The organism is Streptococcus mitis (genome assembly GCF_002096855.1).
GTDB classification, from domain to species: Bacteria; Bacillota; Bacilli; order Lactobacillales; family Streptococcaceae; genus Streptococcus; species Streptococcus mitis_Y.
The window spans coordinates 1-14932 of record NZ_NCVH01000004.1 but is presented as its reverse complement, the minus strand read 5'-3'; the positions used below and the strand labels follow the sequence as shown (position 1 = coordinate 14932).

Annotated in this window: 17 protein-coding genes; 11 read left to right on the top strand and 6 right to left on the bottom strand. The window is 41.8% G+C overall.

Going from position 1 to position 14932, the window contains the following annotated elements; genetic code table 11:
* Positions 1 to 109: 109 nt before the first annotated feature.
* Together galE and B7698_RS00290 are read left to right on the top strand one after the other, a co-directional pair.
* Complete coding sequence (galE, locus tag B7698_RS00295; RefSeq protein WP_084864308.1) at positions 110 to 1129, top strand: UDP-glucose 4-epimerase GalE; 1020 nt, start codon at positions 110 to 112, stop codon at positions 1127 to 1129.
* A gap of 1 nt (position 1130) precedes the next feature.
* Positions 1131 to 2096, top strand: a complete 966-nt coding sequence (locus tag B7698_RS00290; RefSeq protein WP_084864307.1) for a glycosyltransferase family 2 protein — start codon at positions 1131 to 1133, stop codon at positions 2094 to 2096.
* Between the two features lie 57 nt (positions 2097 to 2153).
* Here the strand turns inward: B7698_RS00290 and B7698_RS00285 are convergent, their stop codons facing one another.
* Complete coding sequence (locus tag B7698_RS00285; RefSeq protein ID WP_024057475.1) at positions 2154 to 2351, bottom strand: ferredoxin; 198 nt, start codon at positions 2349 to 2351, stop codon at positions 2154 to 2156.
* Between the two features lie 45 nt (positions 2352 to 2396).
* On the opposite strand from B7698_RS00285, the gene B7698_RS00280 reads away from it, so the two are divergent.
* The 8 genes from B7698_RS00280 to B7698_RS00245 all read left to right on the top strand — a co-directional run bounded on the left by B7698_RS00280 (position 2397) and on the right by B7698_RS00245 (position 7993).
* Complete coding sequence (locus B7698_RS00280; RefSeq protein WP_192855075.1) at positions 2397 to 2888, top strand: SAG1386/EF1546 family surface-associated protein; 492 nt, start codon at positions 2397 to 2399, stop codon at positions 2886 to 2888.
* Positions 2889 to 2897: 9 nt separating this feature from the next.
* Positions 2898 to 3569, top strand: a complete 672-nt coding sequence (cmk, locus tag B7698_RS00275) for a (d)CMP kinase (protein WP_084864306.1) — start codon at positions 2898 to 2900, stop codon at positions 3567 to 3569.
* Between the two features lie 130 nt (positions 3570 to 3699).
* Entirely contained in the window at positions 3700 to 4038 is a 339-nt protein-coding gene (locus B7698_RS00270) for a zinc ribbon domain-containing protein YjdM (RefSeq protein WP_001061596.1), read from the top strand.
* Between the two features lie 2 nt (positions 4039 to 4040).
* Positions 4041 to 4670 (top strand): Pr6Pr family membrane protein, encoded by a 630-nt coding sequence (locus B7698_RS00265; protein WP_084864305.1) that lies wholly within the window; start codon positions 4041 to 4043, stop codon positions 4668 to 4670.
* A gap of 121 nt (positions 4671 to 4791) precedes the next feature.
* A complete protein-coding gene (locus B7698_RS00260; RefSeq protein ID WP_084864304.1) occupies positions 4792 to 5943 on the top strand; it encodes an MFS transporter in 1152 nt (383 codons plus the stop codon).
* Between the two features lie 98 nt (positions 5944 to 6041).
* Complete coding sequence (gene truA, locus B7698_RS00255; RefSeq protein ID WP_084864303.1) at positions 6042 to 6791, top strand: tRNA pseudouridine(38-40) synthase TruA; 750 nt, start codon at positions 6042 to 6044, stop codon at positions 6789 to 6791.
* Positions 6781 to 7554, top strand: a complete 774-nt coding sequence (locus tag B7698_RS00250) for a bifunctional hydroxymethylpyrimidine kinase/phosphomethylpyrimidine kinase (protein WP_084864302.1) — start codon at positions 6781 to 6783, stop codon at positions 7552 to 7554. The genes truA and B7698_RS00250 overlap by 11 nt, the downstream gene beginning before the upstream one ends.
* Entirely contained in the window at positions 7532 to 7993 is a 462-nt protein-coding gene (locus B7698_RS00245) for an ECF transporter S component (protein WP_084864301.1), read from the top strand. Before B7698_RS00250 ends, B7698_RS00245 begins: the two co-directional genes overlap by 23 nt.
* Before the next feature lie 101 nt (positions 7994 to 8094).
* Here B7698_RS00245 and B7698_RS00240 read toward each other — a convergent pair whose 3' ends face one another.
* From B7698_RS00240 to B7698_RS00225, 4 genes are all read right to left on the bottom strand, one after another.
* Complete coding sequence (locus B7698_RS00240) at positions 8095 to 9177, bottom strand: M24 family metallopeptidase (protein WP_084864300.1); 1083 nt, start codon at positions 9175 to 9177, stop codon at positions 8095 to 8097.
* Positions 9178 to 9304: 127 nt separating this feature from the next.
* Positions 9305 to 10087: a lipid II isoglutaminyl synthase subunit GatD gene (gatD, locus tag B7698_RS00235; RefSeq protein ID WP_084864299.1), complete on the bottom strand. Its 783-nt coding sequence runs from the start codon at positions 10085 to 10087 to the stop codon at positions 9305 to 9307.
* A complete protein-coding gene (murT, locus tag B7698_RS00230) occupies positions 10087 to 11430 on the bottom strand; it encodes a lipid II isoglutaminyl synthase subunit MurT (RefSeq protein ID WP_084864298.1) in 1344 nt (447 codons plus the stop codon). The genes gatD and murT overlap by 1 nt, the downstream gene beginning before the upstream one ends.
* A gap of 98 nt (positions 11431 to 11528) precedes the next feature.
* Positions 11529 to 12845, bottom strand: coding sequence for an FAD-containing oxidoreductase (locus tag B7698_RS00225; RefSeq protein WP_084864297.1), 1317 nt, complete (start codon positions 12843 to 12845; stop codon positions 11529 to 11531).
* Positions 12846 to 13174: 329 nt separating this feature from the next.
* Here B7698_RS00225 and cshA point away from each other — a divergent pair, with 329 nt between their 5' ends.
* Complete coding sequence (gene cshA / locus B7698_RS00220; protein WP_084864296.1) at positions 13175 to 14737, top strand: degradosome RNA helicase CshA; 1563 nt, start codon at positions 13175 to 13177, stop codon at positions 14735 to 14737.
* A gap of 48 nt (positions 14738 to 14785) precedes the next feature.
* Here cshA and B7698_RS00215 read toward each other — a convergent pair.
* Positions 14786 to 14932 (bottom strand): IS3 family transposase (locus tag B7698_RS00215; protein WP_142358032.1); only part of this gene is annotated, 147 nt, incomplete at its 5' end.

Genomic DNA, 14932 nt, shown 5'->3' with positions numbered 1-14932 from the left:
AGTATAAGCATTTTACTGAAATTTTATCCTACCCTCTAGGATGGCAAATGACATTCCCTATCAAAAATGGTAAAATAAGAAAAAATAATCCGAGAATCGAGGAAAGAAGATGCAAGAAAAGATTTTGGTAACGGGTGGAGCAGGTTTTATCGGAACCCATACAGTTATTGAGTTAATCCAAGCAGGTCATCAGGTTGTTGTGGTGGATAACCTTGTTAATAGTAACAGAAAAAGTTTAGAAGTTGTTGAGAGAATTACAGGGGTTGAAGTGCCTTTCTATGAGGCAGATATCCGTGATACAGATACTCTTCGTGACATTTTCAAACAAGAAGAACCAACAGGGGTCATTCACTTTGCTGGTTTGAAGGCTGTTGGCGAATCAACACGCATTCCTCTTGCCTACTATGACAATAATATCGCAGGAACTGTTAGTCTTCTAAAAGCTATGGAAGAAAACAACTGTAAAAACATCATTTTCAGTTCTTCTGCGACAGTTTACGGAGATCCGCATACAGTGCCCATCTTGGAAGATTTCCCACTTTCAGTGACTAATCCATATGGCCGCACTAAGCTTATGCTTGAGGAAATTTTGACCGATATTTACACAGCAGACTCAGAATGGAATGTTGTCTTGCTTCGTTACTTTAACCCAATCGGAGCCCATGAGAGTGGAGATTTGGGAGAAAATCCAAACGGTATTCCAAACAACCTCTTGCCATATGTGACTCAAGTAGCCGTTGGCAAATTAGAGCAAGTGCAAGTATTTGGAGACGATTACGATACGGAAGACGGAACTGGTGTTCGCGATTATATCCACGTTGTCGACTTGGCTAAAGGTCATGTTGCAGCTCTGAAAAAAATCCAAAAAGGTTCAGGCCTGAACGTTTATAACCTTGGAACTGGTAAAGGCTACTCTGTTCTTGAGATTATCCAAAATATGGAAAAAGCAGTTGGACGTCCAATTCCTTATCGCATTGTAGACCGTCGCCCAGGTGATATCGCAGCCTGCTATTCAGATCCTGCAAAAGCCAAAGCAGAACTGGGCTGGGAAGCAGAACTCGGCATCACCCAAATGTGTGAAGACGCATGGCGTTGGCAAAGCAAGCATCCAAATGGATTTGAAGATTAAGATGGTGATGTCAATCATTGTCCCCTGTTTAAACGAAGAGGAAGTACTTCCTCTTTTTTATCAGGCTTTGGAAGCTTTACTTCCAGATTTGGAAACAGAAATCGAGTATGTCTTTGTCGACGATGGATCAAGTGATGGAACCTTGGAACTCTTAAAGTCCTATCGGGAGCAAAATCCGGCAGTTCATTATATTTCTTTCTCTCGAAATTTTGGCAAAGAAGCAGCCCTCTATGCAGGCTTACAATATGCGACAGGAGATTTGGTGGTGGTGATGGATGCAGACCTTCAGGATCCTCCTGGTATGTTGCTTGAGATGAAAAACTTACTAGACCAAAATGCAGATTTAGACTGTGTAGGAACACGGAGAACTAGTCGGGCGGGAGAACCCTTCTTTCGCAGTTTCTGTGCTGATCTCTTTTATGGCTTCATGAAAAAAATTAGTCCAGTAGCCCTGCCGTCAGGTGTCCGTGATTTTCGCATGATGAGAAGGTCTGTAGTGGATGCCATTTTAAGCTTGATTGAGTCCAATCGCTTTTCGAAGGGACTCTTTGCCTGGGTCGGCTTTAAAACCCACTATCTGGACTATCCAAATGTCGAAAGGCAGGCTGGCAAGACCAGTTGGAGTTTTAGGCAACTCTTTTTCTACTCCATTGAAGGGATTGTTAATTTTTCAGATTTTCCCTTGATTATAGCCTTTGTGGCAGGTCTCCTATCTTGTTTTATTTCTCTACTTATGACCTTTTTTGTTGTGGTTCGAACCCTCATTTTGGGCAATCCGACATCAGGTTGGACCTCTCTGATGGCTGTTATTCTCTTCCTTGGTGGGATTCAACTCTTGACCATTGGGATTCTCGGCAAGTACATCAGTAAGATTTATCTAGAGACTAAAAAAAGACCACTTTATCTTATCAAAGAAAAAAGCGACCTTCCTGATTTTACAGAAAAAAATAAAGAGAAAAGACTATAATTTTGCATGGAAATATGCTAAACTAGAAGGAGTGGAACGTTCCTGTCGATATTAGAGTTAATCTTTAATCAAGGCACGTGTCGGACAGTTTCTAACAGCTTCTATGACGTCCTGACTAGGAGAGATTTCTTTTTCTAGTTGGTCAGGGTCATCGTAAAAACGCACGATTCCATTATCGTGGTAATCAAATAATTCAGAATAAGTTTGGCAAAGCCCACAGGCAATGCAACGTTCAGGTATAAGTGTGATTTTCATATTTATATTGTAATAAGAAAAGTAAAAAAAAACAAGGAGTAAGGTATGGCAAAAGAACCGTGGCAAGAAGATATTTATGAGAATCAAGAAGAAACAAGATCAGAACGTCGTAAGAGAGAACAAGGTGGAGGAGTGCTGGCTAATCGTATCTTGACTATTTTAGCAAGTATTTTCTTTGTGATTGTAGTCGTGATGATTATTGTTCTTATCTATCTTTCATCGGGTGGGAGTAATCGCACAGCAGCCTTGAAAGATTTTTATGACTCAGATACAAAAGTAGAGCAAGTTTCTTCTACTTCTAGTAGTAGTTCAGAGCAGGCATCTTCTAGTTCAGAGGAGAAGGTAGAAGAGTCATCTAGTAGCTCAGAACATCCAACTGATCCAGAAGGAACTACAAAAGTTATGGCTGGAGAAGGAGAAGCAGCTATTGCCGCTCGTGCAGGTATTTCAATTGCTCAATTAGAAGCATTGAATCCTGGGCATATGGCTACAGGATCTTGGTTTGCAAATCCTGGAGATGTGATTAAGACTAGATAGGAGTCATAAATGAAGACGATTCAAATTGCTATTGACGGTCCTGCTTCAAGTGGCAAGAGTACGGTCGCAAAGATTATTGCCAAGGATTTTGGATTCACCTACCTAGATACAGGTGCTATGTATCGTGCAGCGACCTACATGGCTCTCAAGAACCAATTAGGAGTTGAACAAGTTGAAGAACTCTTAGACTTATTGGACCAGCATCCAATCAGTTTCGGGCGCTCAGAAACTGGAGAACAGCTTGTCTTTGTAGGAGATGTGGATATTACCCATCCTATCCGTGAAAATGAAGTGACCAATCATGTTTCTGCTATTGCAGCAATTCCTGAAGTACGTGAGAAACTAGTTTCTCTCCAACAAGAGATTGCCCAGCAAGGTGGGATTGTCATGGATGGTCGCGATATTGGGACTGTTGTATTGCCACAAGCAGAATTGAAAATTTTCCTAGTAGCTTCGGTAGATGAAAGAGCAGAGCGCCGTTACAAGGAAAATATTGCCAAGGGAATTGAAACAGACCTTGAAACCCTAAAAGAGGAAATTGCTGCGCGTGACTACAAGGATAGTCATCGCGAGACTTCGCCTCTCAAACAAGCAGAGGACGCTGTCTACCTTGATACAACTGGCTTGAACATTCAAGAAGTAGTTGAAAAAATCAAAGCAGAAGCTGAAAAAAGAATGTAGATGTAGAAAAGCCGATAGATTGATATCGGTTTTTTTCTATATTTGTCAAAATAATGATTTTAAGGTATAATAGTTGCTGTTCGAGAAATTTTGATTTTCAAAGAATAGTGAATGATGATAAGGAGAAACCATGAACAACTTACCAAATTGCCCAAAATGTAACTCAGAGTATGTCTACGAAGATGGTGCCCTACTGGTTTGCCCAGAGTGTGCTTATGAGTGGAATCCTGCTGAAGTTGCAGATGTAGAAGAGGGTCTTGTTGCTATCGATGCCAACGGGAATAAATTGGCTGATGGTGATACTGTAACCCTCATCAAGGACTTGAAAGTAAAAGGTGCGCCAAAAGATTTGAAACAAGGGACGCGCGTGAAAAATATCCGTATCGTAGAAGGCGACCACAATATCGACTGTAAGATTGATGGCTTTGGTGCCATGAAACTCAAATCAGAGTTTGTGAAGAAAATTTAAGCATGTCAAAGAACTACAAACTTATATTTTATAGCCGTATCTTCTTGTTTCTAGCGGCTTTTACGGGAGTTTATCTTGAAATCGCCAAGCATGGTGGATTTGGGATGCTTCTCTATTATACGGTTCTGTCAAATCTTTTAGTAGCGATTTTTACGCTCTATCTTCTAAAGGTTATGAGCCGTTTAGGTGAAAATTGGCAAAGGCCAAGCCTCTTGCGCTTAAAAGGTGGGGTCACCATGAGTATCATGATTACCTGTGTGATTTATCATTTCCTCTTAGCGCCTATTGCGACTAATTTTTATACTCTAGAAAATTTCCTTTGCCACTATATCGTTCCCCTCTGGTTTTTAGCAGATACCCTCTTTTTTGACAAACAGGGTCAATACAAAATCTGGGATCCAGTTGTGTGGACGATTTTACCCTTGCTGTATATGATTTTTGCTCTTTTTAATGGCTTGGTACTGAAATTAGACATTCCTAATTCTAAGGTCAGTCCCTTCCCTTACTTCTTTTTGAATGTGAACAAGGGGTGGGATGTCGTGTTCAAGTGGTGTCTGATTATCTTTGTTGCCTATATGGTGGCAGGATTTATCTTCTACTTTATTAAGCAAATCAAGAGAAAGTCATCTTAAGACACAAGGGATTCATTTTCGAGTTTAAGAAGGAGTCTACAAACCAATGGGGCTTCTTCTTTTCTTGCTTTATAATTCTCAAAAGAGTAGAAGATTAAGAGAAAATATAGAAAGAGATTTCATGAAACAATTTTTAGAACGGGCCAGTATTTTGGCTCTCTCCCTCGTTTTGATTACGTCCTTTTCGATTTCAAGTGCCCTACCAGCCATGTTTGACTATTATCAAGGTTATCCTAAGGAACAAATTGAGCTCTTGGCGAGCTTGCCATCTTTTGGGATCATGATTATGTTACTACTAAATGGTTTCTTAGAAAAAATCTTTCCTGAGCGTTTACAGATTAGTTTGGGCTTGCTGATTTTATCACTGAGTGGAACAGCACCCTTTTGGTATCAAGCCTATCCTTTTGTCTTTGGAACACGGATTCTTTTTGGTTTGGGTGTTGGGATGATCAATGCCAAGGCCATTTCCATTATCAGTGAACGCTATCAAGGAAAAACGCGAATTCAGATGCTAGGGCTACGCGGTTCTGCAGAGGTCGTTGGGGCTTCTCTCATTACCTTGGCAGTCGGCCAGTTGTTGACCTTTGGTTGGACAGCTACCTTCCTAGCCTATAGTGCTGGATTTTTGGTGCTGACCCTTTATCTGCTCTTTGTCACTTATGGAAAAGAAAAGAAAGAGGTCAAGAAAAAAGAGAAAGAAGCAAGTCGCTTAACTCGGGAAATGAAAGGTTTGATTTTTATCCTAGCTATTGAAGCAGCAGTTGTAGTTTGTACCAATACAGCTATTACCATCCGTATTCCAAGTTTGATGGTGGAAAGAGGACTTGGAGATGCCCAGTTATCTAGTTTTGTTCTTAGTGTCATGCAGTTGATTGGGATTGTGGCTGGGGTGAGTTTTTCTTTCTTGATTTCTATCTTTAAGGAAAAATTGCTCCTCTGGTCTGGGATTACCTTCGGCCTAGGGCAAATCGTGATTGCCCTGTCTCCATCCTTGTGGGTGGTAGTGGCAGGAAGCATTCTTGCTGGTTTTGCTTACAGTGTAGCCTTGACTACGGTCTTTCAACTGGTCTCTGAAAGAATTCCAGCTAAACTCCTCAATCAAGCCACTTCATTTGCAGTTTTAGGCTGTAGTTTCGGAGCCTTTACGACTCCATTCGTTCTAGGTGCGATTGGCTTACTAACTCACAATGGCATGTTGGTCTTTGCCATTTTAGGCTCATGGTTGATTGTAACCTCTATCTTTGTCATGTACCTACTTCAAAAGAGAGCTTAGGATTGGTTTCCTAAGTTTTTCTTTCGGGAATTTTGTACCCATACAGTATTTATTTTAGGACCTTGTCTACAGATTATTTTCTTGATAAAATAGAAGTTATGACGAGATATAAAGCAACTATTTCCTATGATGGTTACGCCTTTGCTGGCTTTCAGCGCCAGCCCCATGCGCGTAGCGTTCAGGAAGAAATTGAAAAAACCTTGACCAGGTTAAATAAGAGGCAAGCTATTACTGTTCACGGTGCTGGTAGGACAGATAGTGGGGTTCATGCTCTGGGACAGGTTATTCATTTTGACCTACCTTATCAGATGGATGAGGAGAAGCTCCGTTTTGCTTTGGACACCCAGTCCCCTGAAGATATTGATGTGATTTCGATTGAGCTTATGGCGGATGATTTTCATTGCCGTTATGCTAAGCATAGCAAGACCTATGAGTTTATTGTGGATAGAGGACGTCCCAAGAATCCTATGCGCCGTCACTATGCCACTCACTTTCCCTATCCACTCGATGTGGAACGCATGCAGATTGCAATCAAAAAGTTAGAGGGAACCCATGATTTTACCGGTTTTACAGCCTCTGGGACTAGTGTAGAGGATAAGGTTCGTACCATTACAGACGCTAGTTTAACAGTTGATGAGACAGGTCAGTTTTTGACCTTTACCTTTTCAGGAAATGGTTTCTTGTATAAGCAGATTCGCAATATGGTGGGGACGCTACTCAAAATTGGCAATAACCGCATGCCGGTGGAGCAGATTGATCTGATCTTGGAGAAAAAGGACAGGCAACTTGCAGGTCCCACTGCAGCACCAAATGGTTTGTATTTAAAGGAGATTCGTTATGAAGAATAATCGTATTTTAGCACTTTCAGGAAATGATATTTTTAGTGGTGGTGGTTTGTCCGCTGATTTGGCTACTTATACCTTGAACGGCTTGCATGGCTTTGTAGCAGTGACTTGCTTGACAGCTTTAACAGAAAAGGGATTTGAAGTCTTTCCAACTGACGATACCATTTTTCAACATGAATTAGATAGCTTGCGTGATGTGGAGTTTGGGGGAATTAAGATTGGTCTTCTTCCTACTGTCAGTGTGGCTGAGAAGGCATTGGACTTTATAAAGCAGCGTCCAGGAGTGCTTGTGGTATTGGATCCTGTATTGGTCTGCAAGGAAACGCACGATGTAGCTGTCAGTGAACTTTGCCAAGAGTTGATTCGCTTTTTCCCTCATGTCAGTGTGATTACGCCTAATCTTCCTGAAGCAGAATTATTAGCTGGTCAGGAAATTAAAACCTTGGAAGACATGAAAAATGCAGCACAGAAATTGCATGACTTAGGAGCGCCAGCAGTCATTATCAAGGGAGGCAATCGCCTTAGTCAGGACAAGGCTGTGGATGTCTTTTATGATGGACAAAACTTTACAGTTCTAGAAAATCCTGTCATTCAAGGGCAAAATGCTGGTGCAGGTTGTACCTTTGCTTCCAGCATTGCCAGTCATCTAGTCAAAGGTGATGAACTTTTACCAGCAGTAGAAAGCTCTAAGGCTTTCGTTTACCGTGCCATTGCACAAGCAGATCAGTATGGAGTAAGACAATATGAAGCAAACCAAAACAACTAAAATCGCCCTTGTATCCCTATTAACCGCTCTCTCTGTGGTTCTAGGTTATTTCTTAAAAATTCCAACACCGACAGGCATTCTAACTCTTTTAGATGCGGGTGTCTTCTTTGCGGCCTTCTACTTTGGTAGTCGTGAAGGGGCTGTAGTAGGAGGACTAGCAGGTTTCTTGATTGACCTCTTATCAGGCTATCCTCAGTGGATGTTATTTAGCTTGGTTAACCATGGCTTGCAGGGATTTTTCTCAGGATTTAAAGGAAAAACTCAGTGGTTAGGCCTTATCTTAGCAACGATTGCCATGGTAGGGGGTTACGCTTTGGGTTCTACTTTGATGAATGGCTGGGCAGCAGCCCTACCAGAAATTCTACCAAATTTCATGCAAAATATGGTAGGGATGATTGTAGGGTTTGTGATTAGTCAGAGTATCAAGAAGATTAAGTAAAGAGGCTGAGTCAAAAGTCTTTCAAATAAGAAAAACGCATAGTATCAGGTGTTGAAAACTTGATACTATGCGTTTTATTGTGGGAAGATTTTCAAAGAATATTAATCAAAATAAAGCAAGTCTTTGCTGGTGCTTGTAAAGAGGTCGAAGCCATCCTTGGTAACAACACCGCAGTCTTCAATACGAACACCGACTTTACCAGGGATATAGACACCTGGTTCAACAGAGAAGCACATGCCTTCTTCGATGACCATGTCGTTTCCTTCCATGATAGATGGGAATTCGTGGACATCCATACCGATACCATGACCGAGACGGTGGTTGAAGTACTCACCGTAACCAGCTTTTTCGATGACCTCACGAGCAGCACGGTCCACTTCATGTGCAGTCACACCTGGCTTGATAAAGTCAAGAGCAGCTTGTTGGGCTTCAAGAGTCAAGTTGTAAATATCTTTCTTGAATTGGTCAGGTTTGCCGACTGCGACTGTACGAGTCATATCTGACGCATAGCCGTTAACTAGAACACCAAGGTCAAAGAGGAGAAGGGCGTCATTTTCAACCTTGTTTGCTGCTGGAATACCGTGTGGATTTGCAGCGTTATCGCCAGTCAAGACCATGGTATCAAAACTCATTTCATAGCCTTCACGTTTCATGGCAAAGTCAATTTGAGCGATGATATCTGTCTCGGTCTTATCAAGAGAAATATTATCAAAACCAACCTTAACAGCCTTGTCCGCATAGAGACCTGCAACCATCATTTTTTGCACTTCGTCAGCTGATTTGATGAGGCGCATACGTTGGATACGAGGTGTGAGGTTTTCAAACTCAGCAGTTTCAAAAACGGTTTTCAAGCCATGGTATTTGGTCAAGATGAGATTGTCAAACTCGACAGCGACACGTTTGAAGTCAAGTTGTGGAAGAGCATGTTTCATTTTTTGCCAGGGATTTTCAGAGTCCACATAGCCCACAACTGGGAAGGAAACAGTGCTAGTAGCACGCTCAACCTCAAGGGCTGGGACAAAGAGGAGGGGTTCCTGATCCGTTAGGACAAAAAGAAACATCTGGCGTTCATGGGGATCACTGTAAAAGCCAGTGAGGTAATTAATAGTGACGGGGTCAGATACGACAGCGACGTCTAGTTTTTCTGATTCAAGATATGTTACGATTTGTTGTAATTTAGACATATGCTACCTTCTTTCTACCCCTCTATTTTGGCAAAAAAAGAGAGAAAATGCAAGGGAGAAGGGTAAAAGAAAAGACAAAAAGAACTCCGCTATCTTATCGGAGTTCTTTGATATGGTTTTTCTTGGTTTAAGAAAAGTCAGCCTTGCTTTTGACGTCGCTGTATTCCTCAGCGATTTCTTGGCTGAGAATGTCCTCATAAGCAGGGAGTTGAATGTCCTGACCATATTTCTTCTTGAGGGCAGTAGTGACTAGGCGATAAGCTAGATTGGCATTACGAGAGAGGATAGGCCCGTGGAAGTAGGAACCAAAGACATTCTTATAATGAACCCCTTCGCCGACCTTTTCTTCGTTATTTCCATTTCCATAGACAACCTGTCCCAGTGGTTTTTGGTCATCAGAGAGGAAGGTACGGCCCTGATGATTCTCAAATCCATAGTAGGTTTCATCGAAATCTTCATTGTGAATCTTGATGTCACCAATGAATCGGTTATTGGTTTGGTTGAGTGTGTAATGTCCCATGACACCGAGACCTTCGATGCGTCTTCCAGAAGCTTCAATATAGTATTTGCCTAATAGCTGGAAGCCACCACAGATAGCAAGGACAACACCGTCATTTTGGATAAAGTTGTCGATACTTTCTTTTTTAGCAGGCAAATCACCAGCAATGATACTTTGTTCAAAGTCTTGGCCACCACCGAAAAAGGCAATATCATAGTGGTTTTCATCAAAATCATCATGAAGTGAAACGATATCAACTGTTACATGAGCTCCCAGTTTTTCAGCCACATACTTGAGCATAAGGATATTGCCGTTGTCCCCGTAGGTATTCATGAGGTTTCCATAGAGGTGGGCAATGTTGAGCTGATAAGGGTAATTGCCAGCTTTTGAGGAAAGTGAAGTATAAACCATTAGTTCATCTCCTTTCTAACAATCTGACGACTAGCCAGCAGTTCGCGGAATTCCAGCATAGCAGTATAGGTAGCCAGGATATAGGCATGCTTGCAGTCTTGGTTCTCAATGGTCTTGAGAACTTGCTCCAGATTGCTTGTCTCAGTGATTTTATCAGCTGGGTAGCCTGTCACTCGTAGACGACGCGCGATTTCAGAATGACGAACACCGCCAGCGTTAATTTCAGGAATGTCCATGTCAGTGATTTGTTCAAAATCAGCATCCCAGATCCAGCTAGTGTCAATCCCATCAGCATAGTTAGCATTGAGGAGGACAGATAGGCTAAATGGATAAGGTGCTAGTTTAATCATCTCGATAGCCTGAGTTGCACCGACTGGATTCTTAATCAATACGAGAGTACATTCCTTATCACCGATATGGAAGGTTTCCTGACGTCCAAAGACAGCACGGCTCTTATCAAATCCTTGCTTGATGAGTTGTGAATCAGCCCCGAGGAAACGGGCGATGGCAACCGCAGCAAGGGCATTATAGATATTATAGAGTCCACCGATTTGGATGCCGTATTCTTGTCCGTCAATGACAAAGCGGGAGCGATTGTTGGTCAACTCAACCAGTTCTGTCAAGCGATAGTCGAGATCAGGACGTTTGCAGCCACAGTTTTCACAGATATAGGCCCCCAAGTTGGCATAGGTATTGTGCTCGTATTTGAGGATGCCTTGGCAGTCAGGACAGAGGATTCCTTCAGTATTATAGTGAGCCAGCTGGGCTGGGCCGTTCTCTAAGTCAAAACCAAAATACTGTACAGGGTTTGGAATAGCTGGCTTGTAGAAAAGTGGACTGTCTCCATTAAGGAGAACAGTAGCCGTAGGCACCTTATGAATGGCATCCAAAATCATCTTGTAAGTTGTATAAATTTCACCATAGCGGTCCATCTGGTCACGGAAGATATTCGTGATGACAAAAAGGCTTGGCTGGATATAGTCACAGATACGAGATAGACTGGCTTCATCGATTTCTAGAACGGCAATATTTTTCCCAGTTTTAGAAGATTTGGCTGTTAAGAAGGTTGTCGCAATTCCTGTAATCATGTTGGCACCGCTTGGGTTGGTCATAACTTGACCATAAACCTCTTTTAAAATGCCGACAGTGAGGGCAGTTGTCAAGGTTTTTCCGTTGGTTCCAGTGACCACGACAATCTCGTAGTTCTTAGCTAGGTTTTGTAAAATATCTTTATCAAATTGAAGGGCGACTTTTCCTGGGAGCGTACTTCCACGGCCAAGACGGCTTAAAATGAAGTGGGAAGAACGCCCAGCAAGAAGGCCCAAGGTAGTTTTTAATTTCATGTTTCTATTATATCATAAAAGAGGGAAAAGACAGATTTGAGATTTCGCAGAAGTAAAAACAGCCCAAGGAGGGCTGTTCGATACGATTAAATCTCAACTTAAATCGCAAACAAGTCATTCAAGTTCTCAGCCAAGGTTGGGTGAGTGAAGATTTGTTTTGTGAAGTAAGTGTAAGGAATCTTGTTGTCCATAGCAACAGTGATGATGTTGATGATTTCTTGAGATCCTTCTGAGAAGATGCTTGCTCCAAGAATTTCTTTTGTTTCAGTATTAACAACAGCTTTGAAAGCTCCGCGAAGGTCTCCGTTTACGTGACCACGAGGCATGGCTGCAACAGGGATTTCCTTAACGGCGTATGGAAGTTTCAAATCAGCTGCTTGGTTTTCAGTCAAACCAACTTGTGAAAGTGCAGGTGTGATAAACATTGTGTTTGGTACATTGAGACGGTCTTCAAGCGTGTAGCTACCATCTCCAGCAAGGTAGCTGTAAACAACACGGAAGTCATCAAGTGAAATGTAAGTAAATTGAAGGCCACCGTTGACATCTCCAACTGCAAAGACACCAGGAACGTTTGTTTGACAATGTTTGTCTACTTTAATAGCACCACGTTCAGTTAGTTCAATATCTGTATTTTCAAGTTGAAGTGGTTCTACATTTGGTTTGCGTCCAGTTGCGTAAAGAAGGGCGTCGAAACGGTAAGTTTCATTTTCAGTTACGACAAGCACTTGGTCACCGTCATTTTTAATTTCAGTAGTACGGATATTTTGAAGCAATTCAATACCGTCTTCTTCCATGTATTGTTTAGCAAGAGCTGCGATGGAAGGTTCTGCACGAGGAAGGAAAGTATCCAAGGCATCTAGGACTGTGACCTTGCTTCCAAGTTTGTTGTAAAGACCAGCAAATTCAAGACCAATATTTCCGCCACCAAGAATTCCAAGTTTTTCAGGTAATTTGTCCAAGTTTTGGATACCTGTTGAGTCAAAGACGTTTTTGCTTGTAGCAAGTCCAGGGATTGGCAAGACGTTTGAAACAGCACCAGTGTTGATGACGATTGTTTCAGCAGTCAGTTCTTTCTTTTCATCACCAGCTTGGATTTCGATGACTTTATTTGAAAGGAAGTGAGCTTCCGCATCAAAGATATCGACGCCTGTACCAGCAACAGTCGCATAGTTTTTACCGTTGAGGCGACCAGTGATCGTGTTTTTGGTAGCAATGACTTCTTCAAAAGACAAGTCCTTCTCAGCAGCAACTAGCAAAGTTTTAGTTGGGATACATCCGATGTTGATACAAGTTCCACCGTACATAGCTTTGCTACGTTCAACGAGGGCAACTTTTTTGCCAGCTGAAGCCAATTTACCAGCTAGTGTTTTACCAGCTTTACCAAATCCGATAACGATTAAATCATAAGTTAACATTTAGAGTTCCTCCTATTCGAATTTCATTCTAGCACAAGAAAAAAACTTTTGCACAATTCTGCTACGCTTTAAAAAAGTTTATGAAATAGTGGAAATTTCATCCTTATTTTCTCTGAAAAATCGTTTACATGAGTTTATCGATGGATTAGGCTATCTTTTGCTCTGGTCTTGTGTTATACTAGATAGGTTGCAAAGAAAACAGTACTTTTCTTTTGTGGAAAAGAAGCAACACGATTTTATATCCAGTATATGAAAATACGTCATAAAAAGAAAAGTATAAACTAAGCCCTATAGGGTGGCTTCGCACCACCTTTAGAAAGAAGAATAACGTGAAATTTAATGAATTAAACTTGTCTGCTGATTTGCTAGCAGAGATTGAAAAAGCTGGATTTGTAGAAGCCAGTCCTATCCAAGAACAAACTATTCCCTTGGCTCTTGAAGGTAAGGACGTTATCGGTCAAGCACAGACTGGTACAGGGAAAACTGCAGCCTTTGGCTTGCCTACCCTTGAAAAAATCCGTACAGAAGAAGCAACTATCCAAGCCTTGGTCATCGCTCCAACTCGTGAACTCGCTGTCCAAAGTCAGGAGGAACTCTTCCGCTTTGGTCGTAGTAAGGGAGTCAAAGTCCGCTCAGTATACGGTGGATCAAGCATTGAAAAACAAATTAAGGCTCTTAAATCTGGTGCCCATATCGTGGTGGGAACTCCAGGTCGCCTTTTGGACTTGATTAAACGCAAGGCCTTGAAATTACAAGATATTGAAACTCTTATCCTTGACGAAGCAGATGAAATGCTCAACATGGGCTTCCTTGAAGACATCGAAGCTATCATCTCACGTGTCCCTGAAAGCCGTCAAACTTTGCTTTTCTCAGCAACTATGCCAGATGCCATCAAACGTATCGGTGTTCAGTTTATGAAAGAACCTGAGCATGTGAAGATTGCTGCCAAAGAATTGACAACAGAGCTGGTGGACCAGTACTATATCCGTGTCAAGGAACAAGAAAAATTCGACACCATGACCCGTCTCATGGATGTAGAACAACCTGAACTTTCTATTGTATTTGGTCGTACCAAACGCCGTGTGGATGAATTGACTCGTGGACTTAAAATTCGTGGCTTCCGTGCAGAAGGCATTCACGGGGATTTGGATCAAAACAAACGTCTTCGTGTCCTTCGTGATTTCAAAAATGGGAATCTTGATGTTCTAGTTGCGACAGACGTGGCAGCACGTGGTTTGGATATCTCAGGTGTGACTCATGTCTACAACTACGATATTCCACAAGATCCTGAAAGTTACGTTCACCGTATCGGTCGTACAGGGCGTGCTGGTAAGTCAGGTCAATCTATTACTTTTGTATCTCCAAATGAAATGGGCTACCTCCAAATCATCGAAAACTTGACTAAAAAACGCATGAAAGGTCTCAAACCTGCTAGTGCAGACGAAGCCTTCCAAGCTAAAAAGCAAGTGGCGCTCAAGAAAATCGAACGTGATTTCGCAGACGAAGCCATTCGTGGGAACTTTGAGAAATTTGCTAAAGATGCTCGTAAGTTAGCTGCCGAATTTAGTCCAGAAGAATTGGCTATGTATATCTTGAGTCTGACTGTCCAAGATCCTGACAGCTTACCGGAAGTTGAGATTGCACGTGAAAAACCACTACCATTTAAACCATCAGGTAATGGCTTTGGTGGCAAAGGTAAGGGAGGTCGAGGAGACCGTCGAGATCGTGATCGCCGTGGTAATGGTCGCCGTGATGATTTCAAGAAAGGCAGTCGTGGGAACGATCGTTTTGATAAAGACAGACGTTACCGTAATAAAGACAATAAAAAACCACGCAATACTTCAAGCGAAAAGCAAACAGGCTTTGTTATTCGTAACAAGGGCGACAAATAAGAAAAAGCGGTTCAAAATGTACTGACCCCAAAAAGTTAGACAAATAATTTATCCGAAGGATTTAGTTCTGTATTGCACAGGGCTAAGTCCTTTTAGTTTTACCTTAATTCGTTTATTGTTGTAGTAATCAATATAGTCTACAATGGCTTGTTCCAATTGCTTAAGCGACTCAAATGACTTCTCATAACCATAAAA

What these genes read in the sequence shown, in the direction of transcription:
- galE (WP_084864308.1), top strand. Translation starts at nt 110, where the DNA reads ATGCAAGAAAAGATTTTGGTAACGGGTGGAGCAGGTTTTATCGGAACC.
- B7698_RS00290 (WP_084864307.1), top strand. Translation starts at nt 1,131, where the DNA reads ATGGTGATGTCAATCATTGTCCCCTGTTTAAACGAAGAGGAAGTACTT.
- B7698_RS00285 (WP_024057475.1), bottom strand. Translation starts at nt 2,351, where the DNA reads ATGAAAATCACACTTATACCTGAACGTTGCATTGCCTGTGGGCTTTGC.
- B7698_RS00280 (WP_192855075.1), top strand. Translation starts at nt 2,397, where the DNA reads ATGGCAAAAGAACCGTGGCAAGAAGATATTTATGAGAATCAAGAAGAA.
- cmk (WP_084864306.1), top strand. Translation starts at nt 2,898, where the DNA reads ATGAAGACGATTCAAATTGCTATTGACGGTCCTGCTTCAAGTGGCAAG.
- B7698_RS00270 (WP_001061596.1), top strand. Translation starts at nt 3,700, where the DNA reads ATGAACAACTTACCAAATTGCCCAAAATGTAACTCAGAGTATGTCTAC.
- B7698_RS00265 (WP_084864305.1), top strand. Translation starts at nt 4,041, where the DNA reads ATGTCAAAGAACTACAAACTTATATTTTATAGCCGTATCTTCTTGTTT.
- B7698_RS00260 (WP_084864304.1), top strand. Translation starts at nt 4,792, where the DNA reads ATGAAACAATTTTTAGAACGGGCCAGTATTTTGGCTCTCTCCCTCGTT.
- truA (WP_084864303.1), top strand. Translation starts at nt 6,042, where the DNA reads ATGACGAGATATAAAGCAACTATTTCCTATGATGGTTACGCCTTTGCT.
- B7698_RS00250 (WP_084864302.1), top strand. Translation starts at nt 6,781, where the DNA reads ATGAAGAATAATCGTATTTTAGCACTTTCAGGAAATGATATTTTTAGT.
- B7698_RS00245 (WP_084864301.1), top strand. Translation starts at nt 7,532, where the DNA reads ATGAAGCAAACCAAAACAACTAAAATCGCCCTTGTATCCCTATTAACC.
- B7698_RS00240 (WP_084864300.1), bottom strand. Translation starts at nt 9,177, where the DNA reads ATGTCTAAATTACAACAAATCGTAACATATCTTGAATCAGAAAAACTA.
- gatD (WP_084864299.1), bottom strand. Translation starts at nt 10,087, where the DNA reads ATGGTTTATACTTCACTTTCCTCAAAAGCTGGCAATTACCCTTATCAG.
- murT (WP_084864298.1), bottom strand. Translation starts at nt 11,430, where the DNA reads ATGAAATTAAAAACTACCTTGGGCCTTCTTGCTGGGCGTTCTTCCCAC.
- B7698_RS00225 (WP_084864297.1), bottom strand. Translation starts at nt 12,845, where the DNA reads ATGTTAACTTATGATTTAATCGTTATCGGATTTGGTAAAGCTGGTAAA.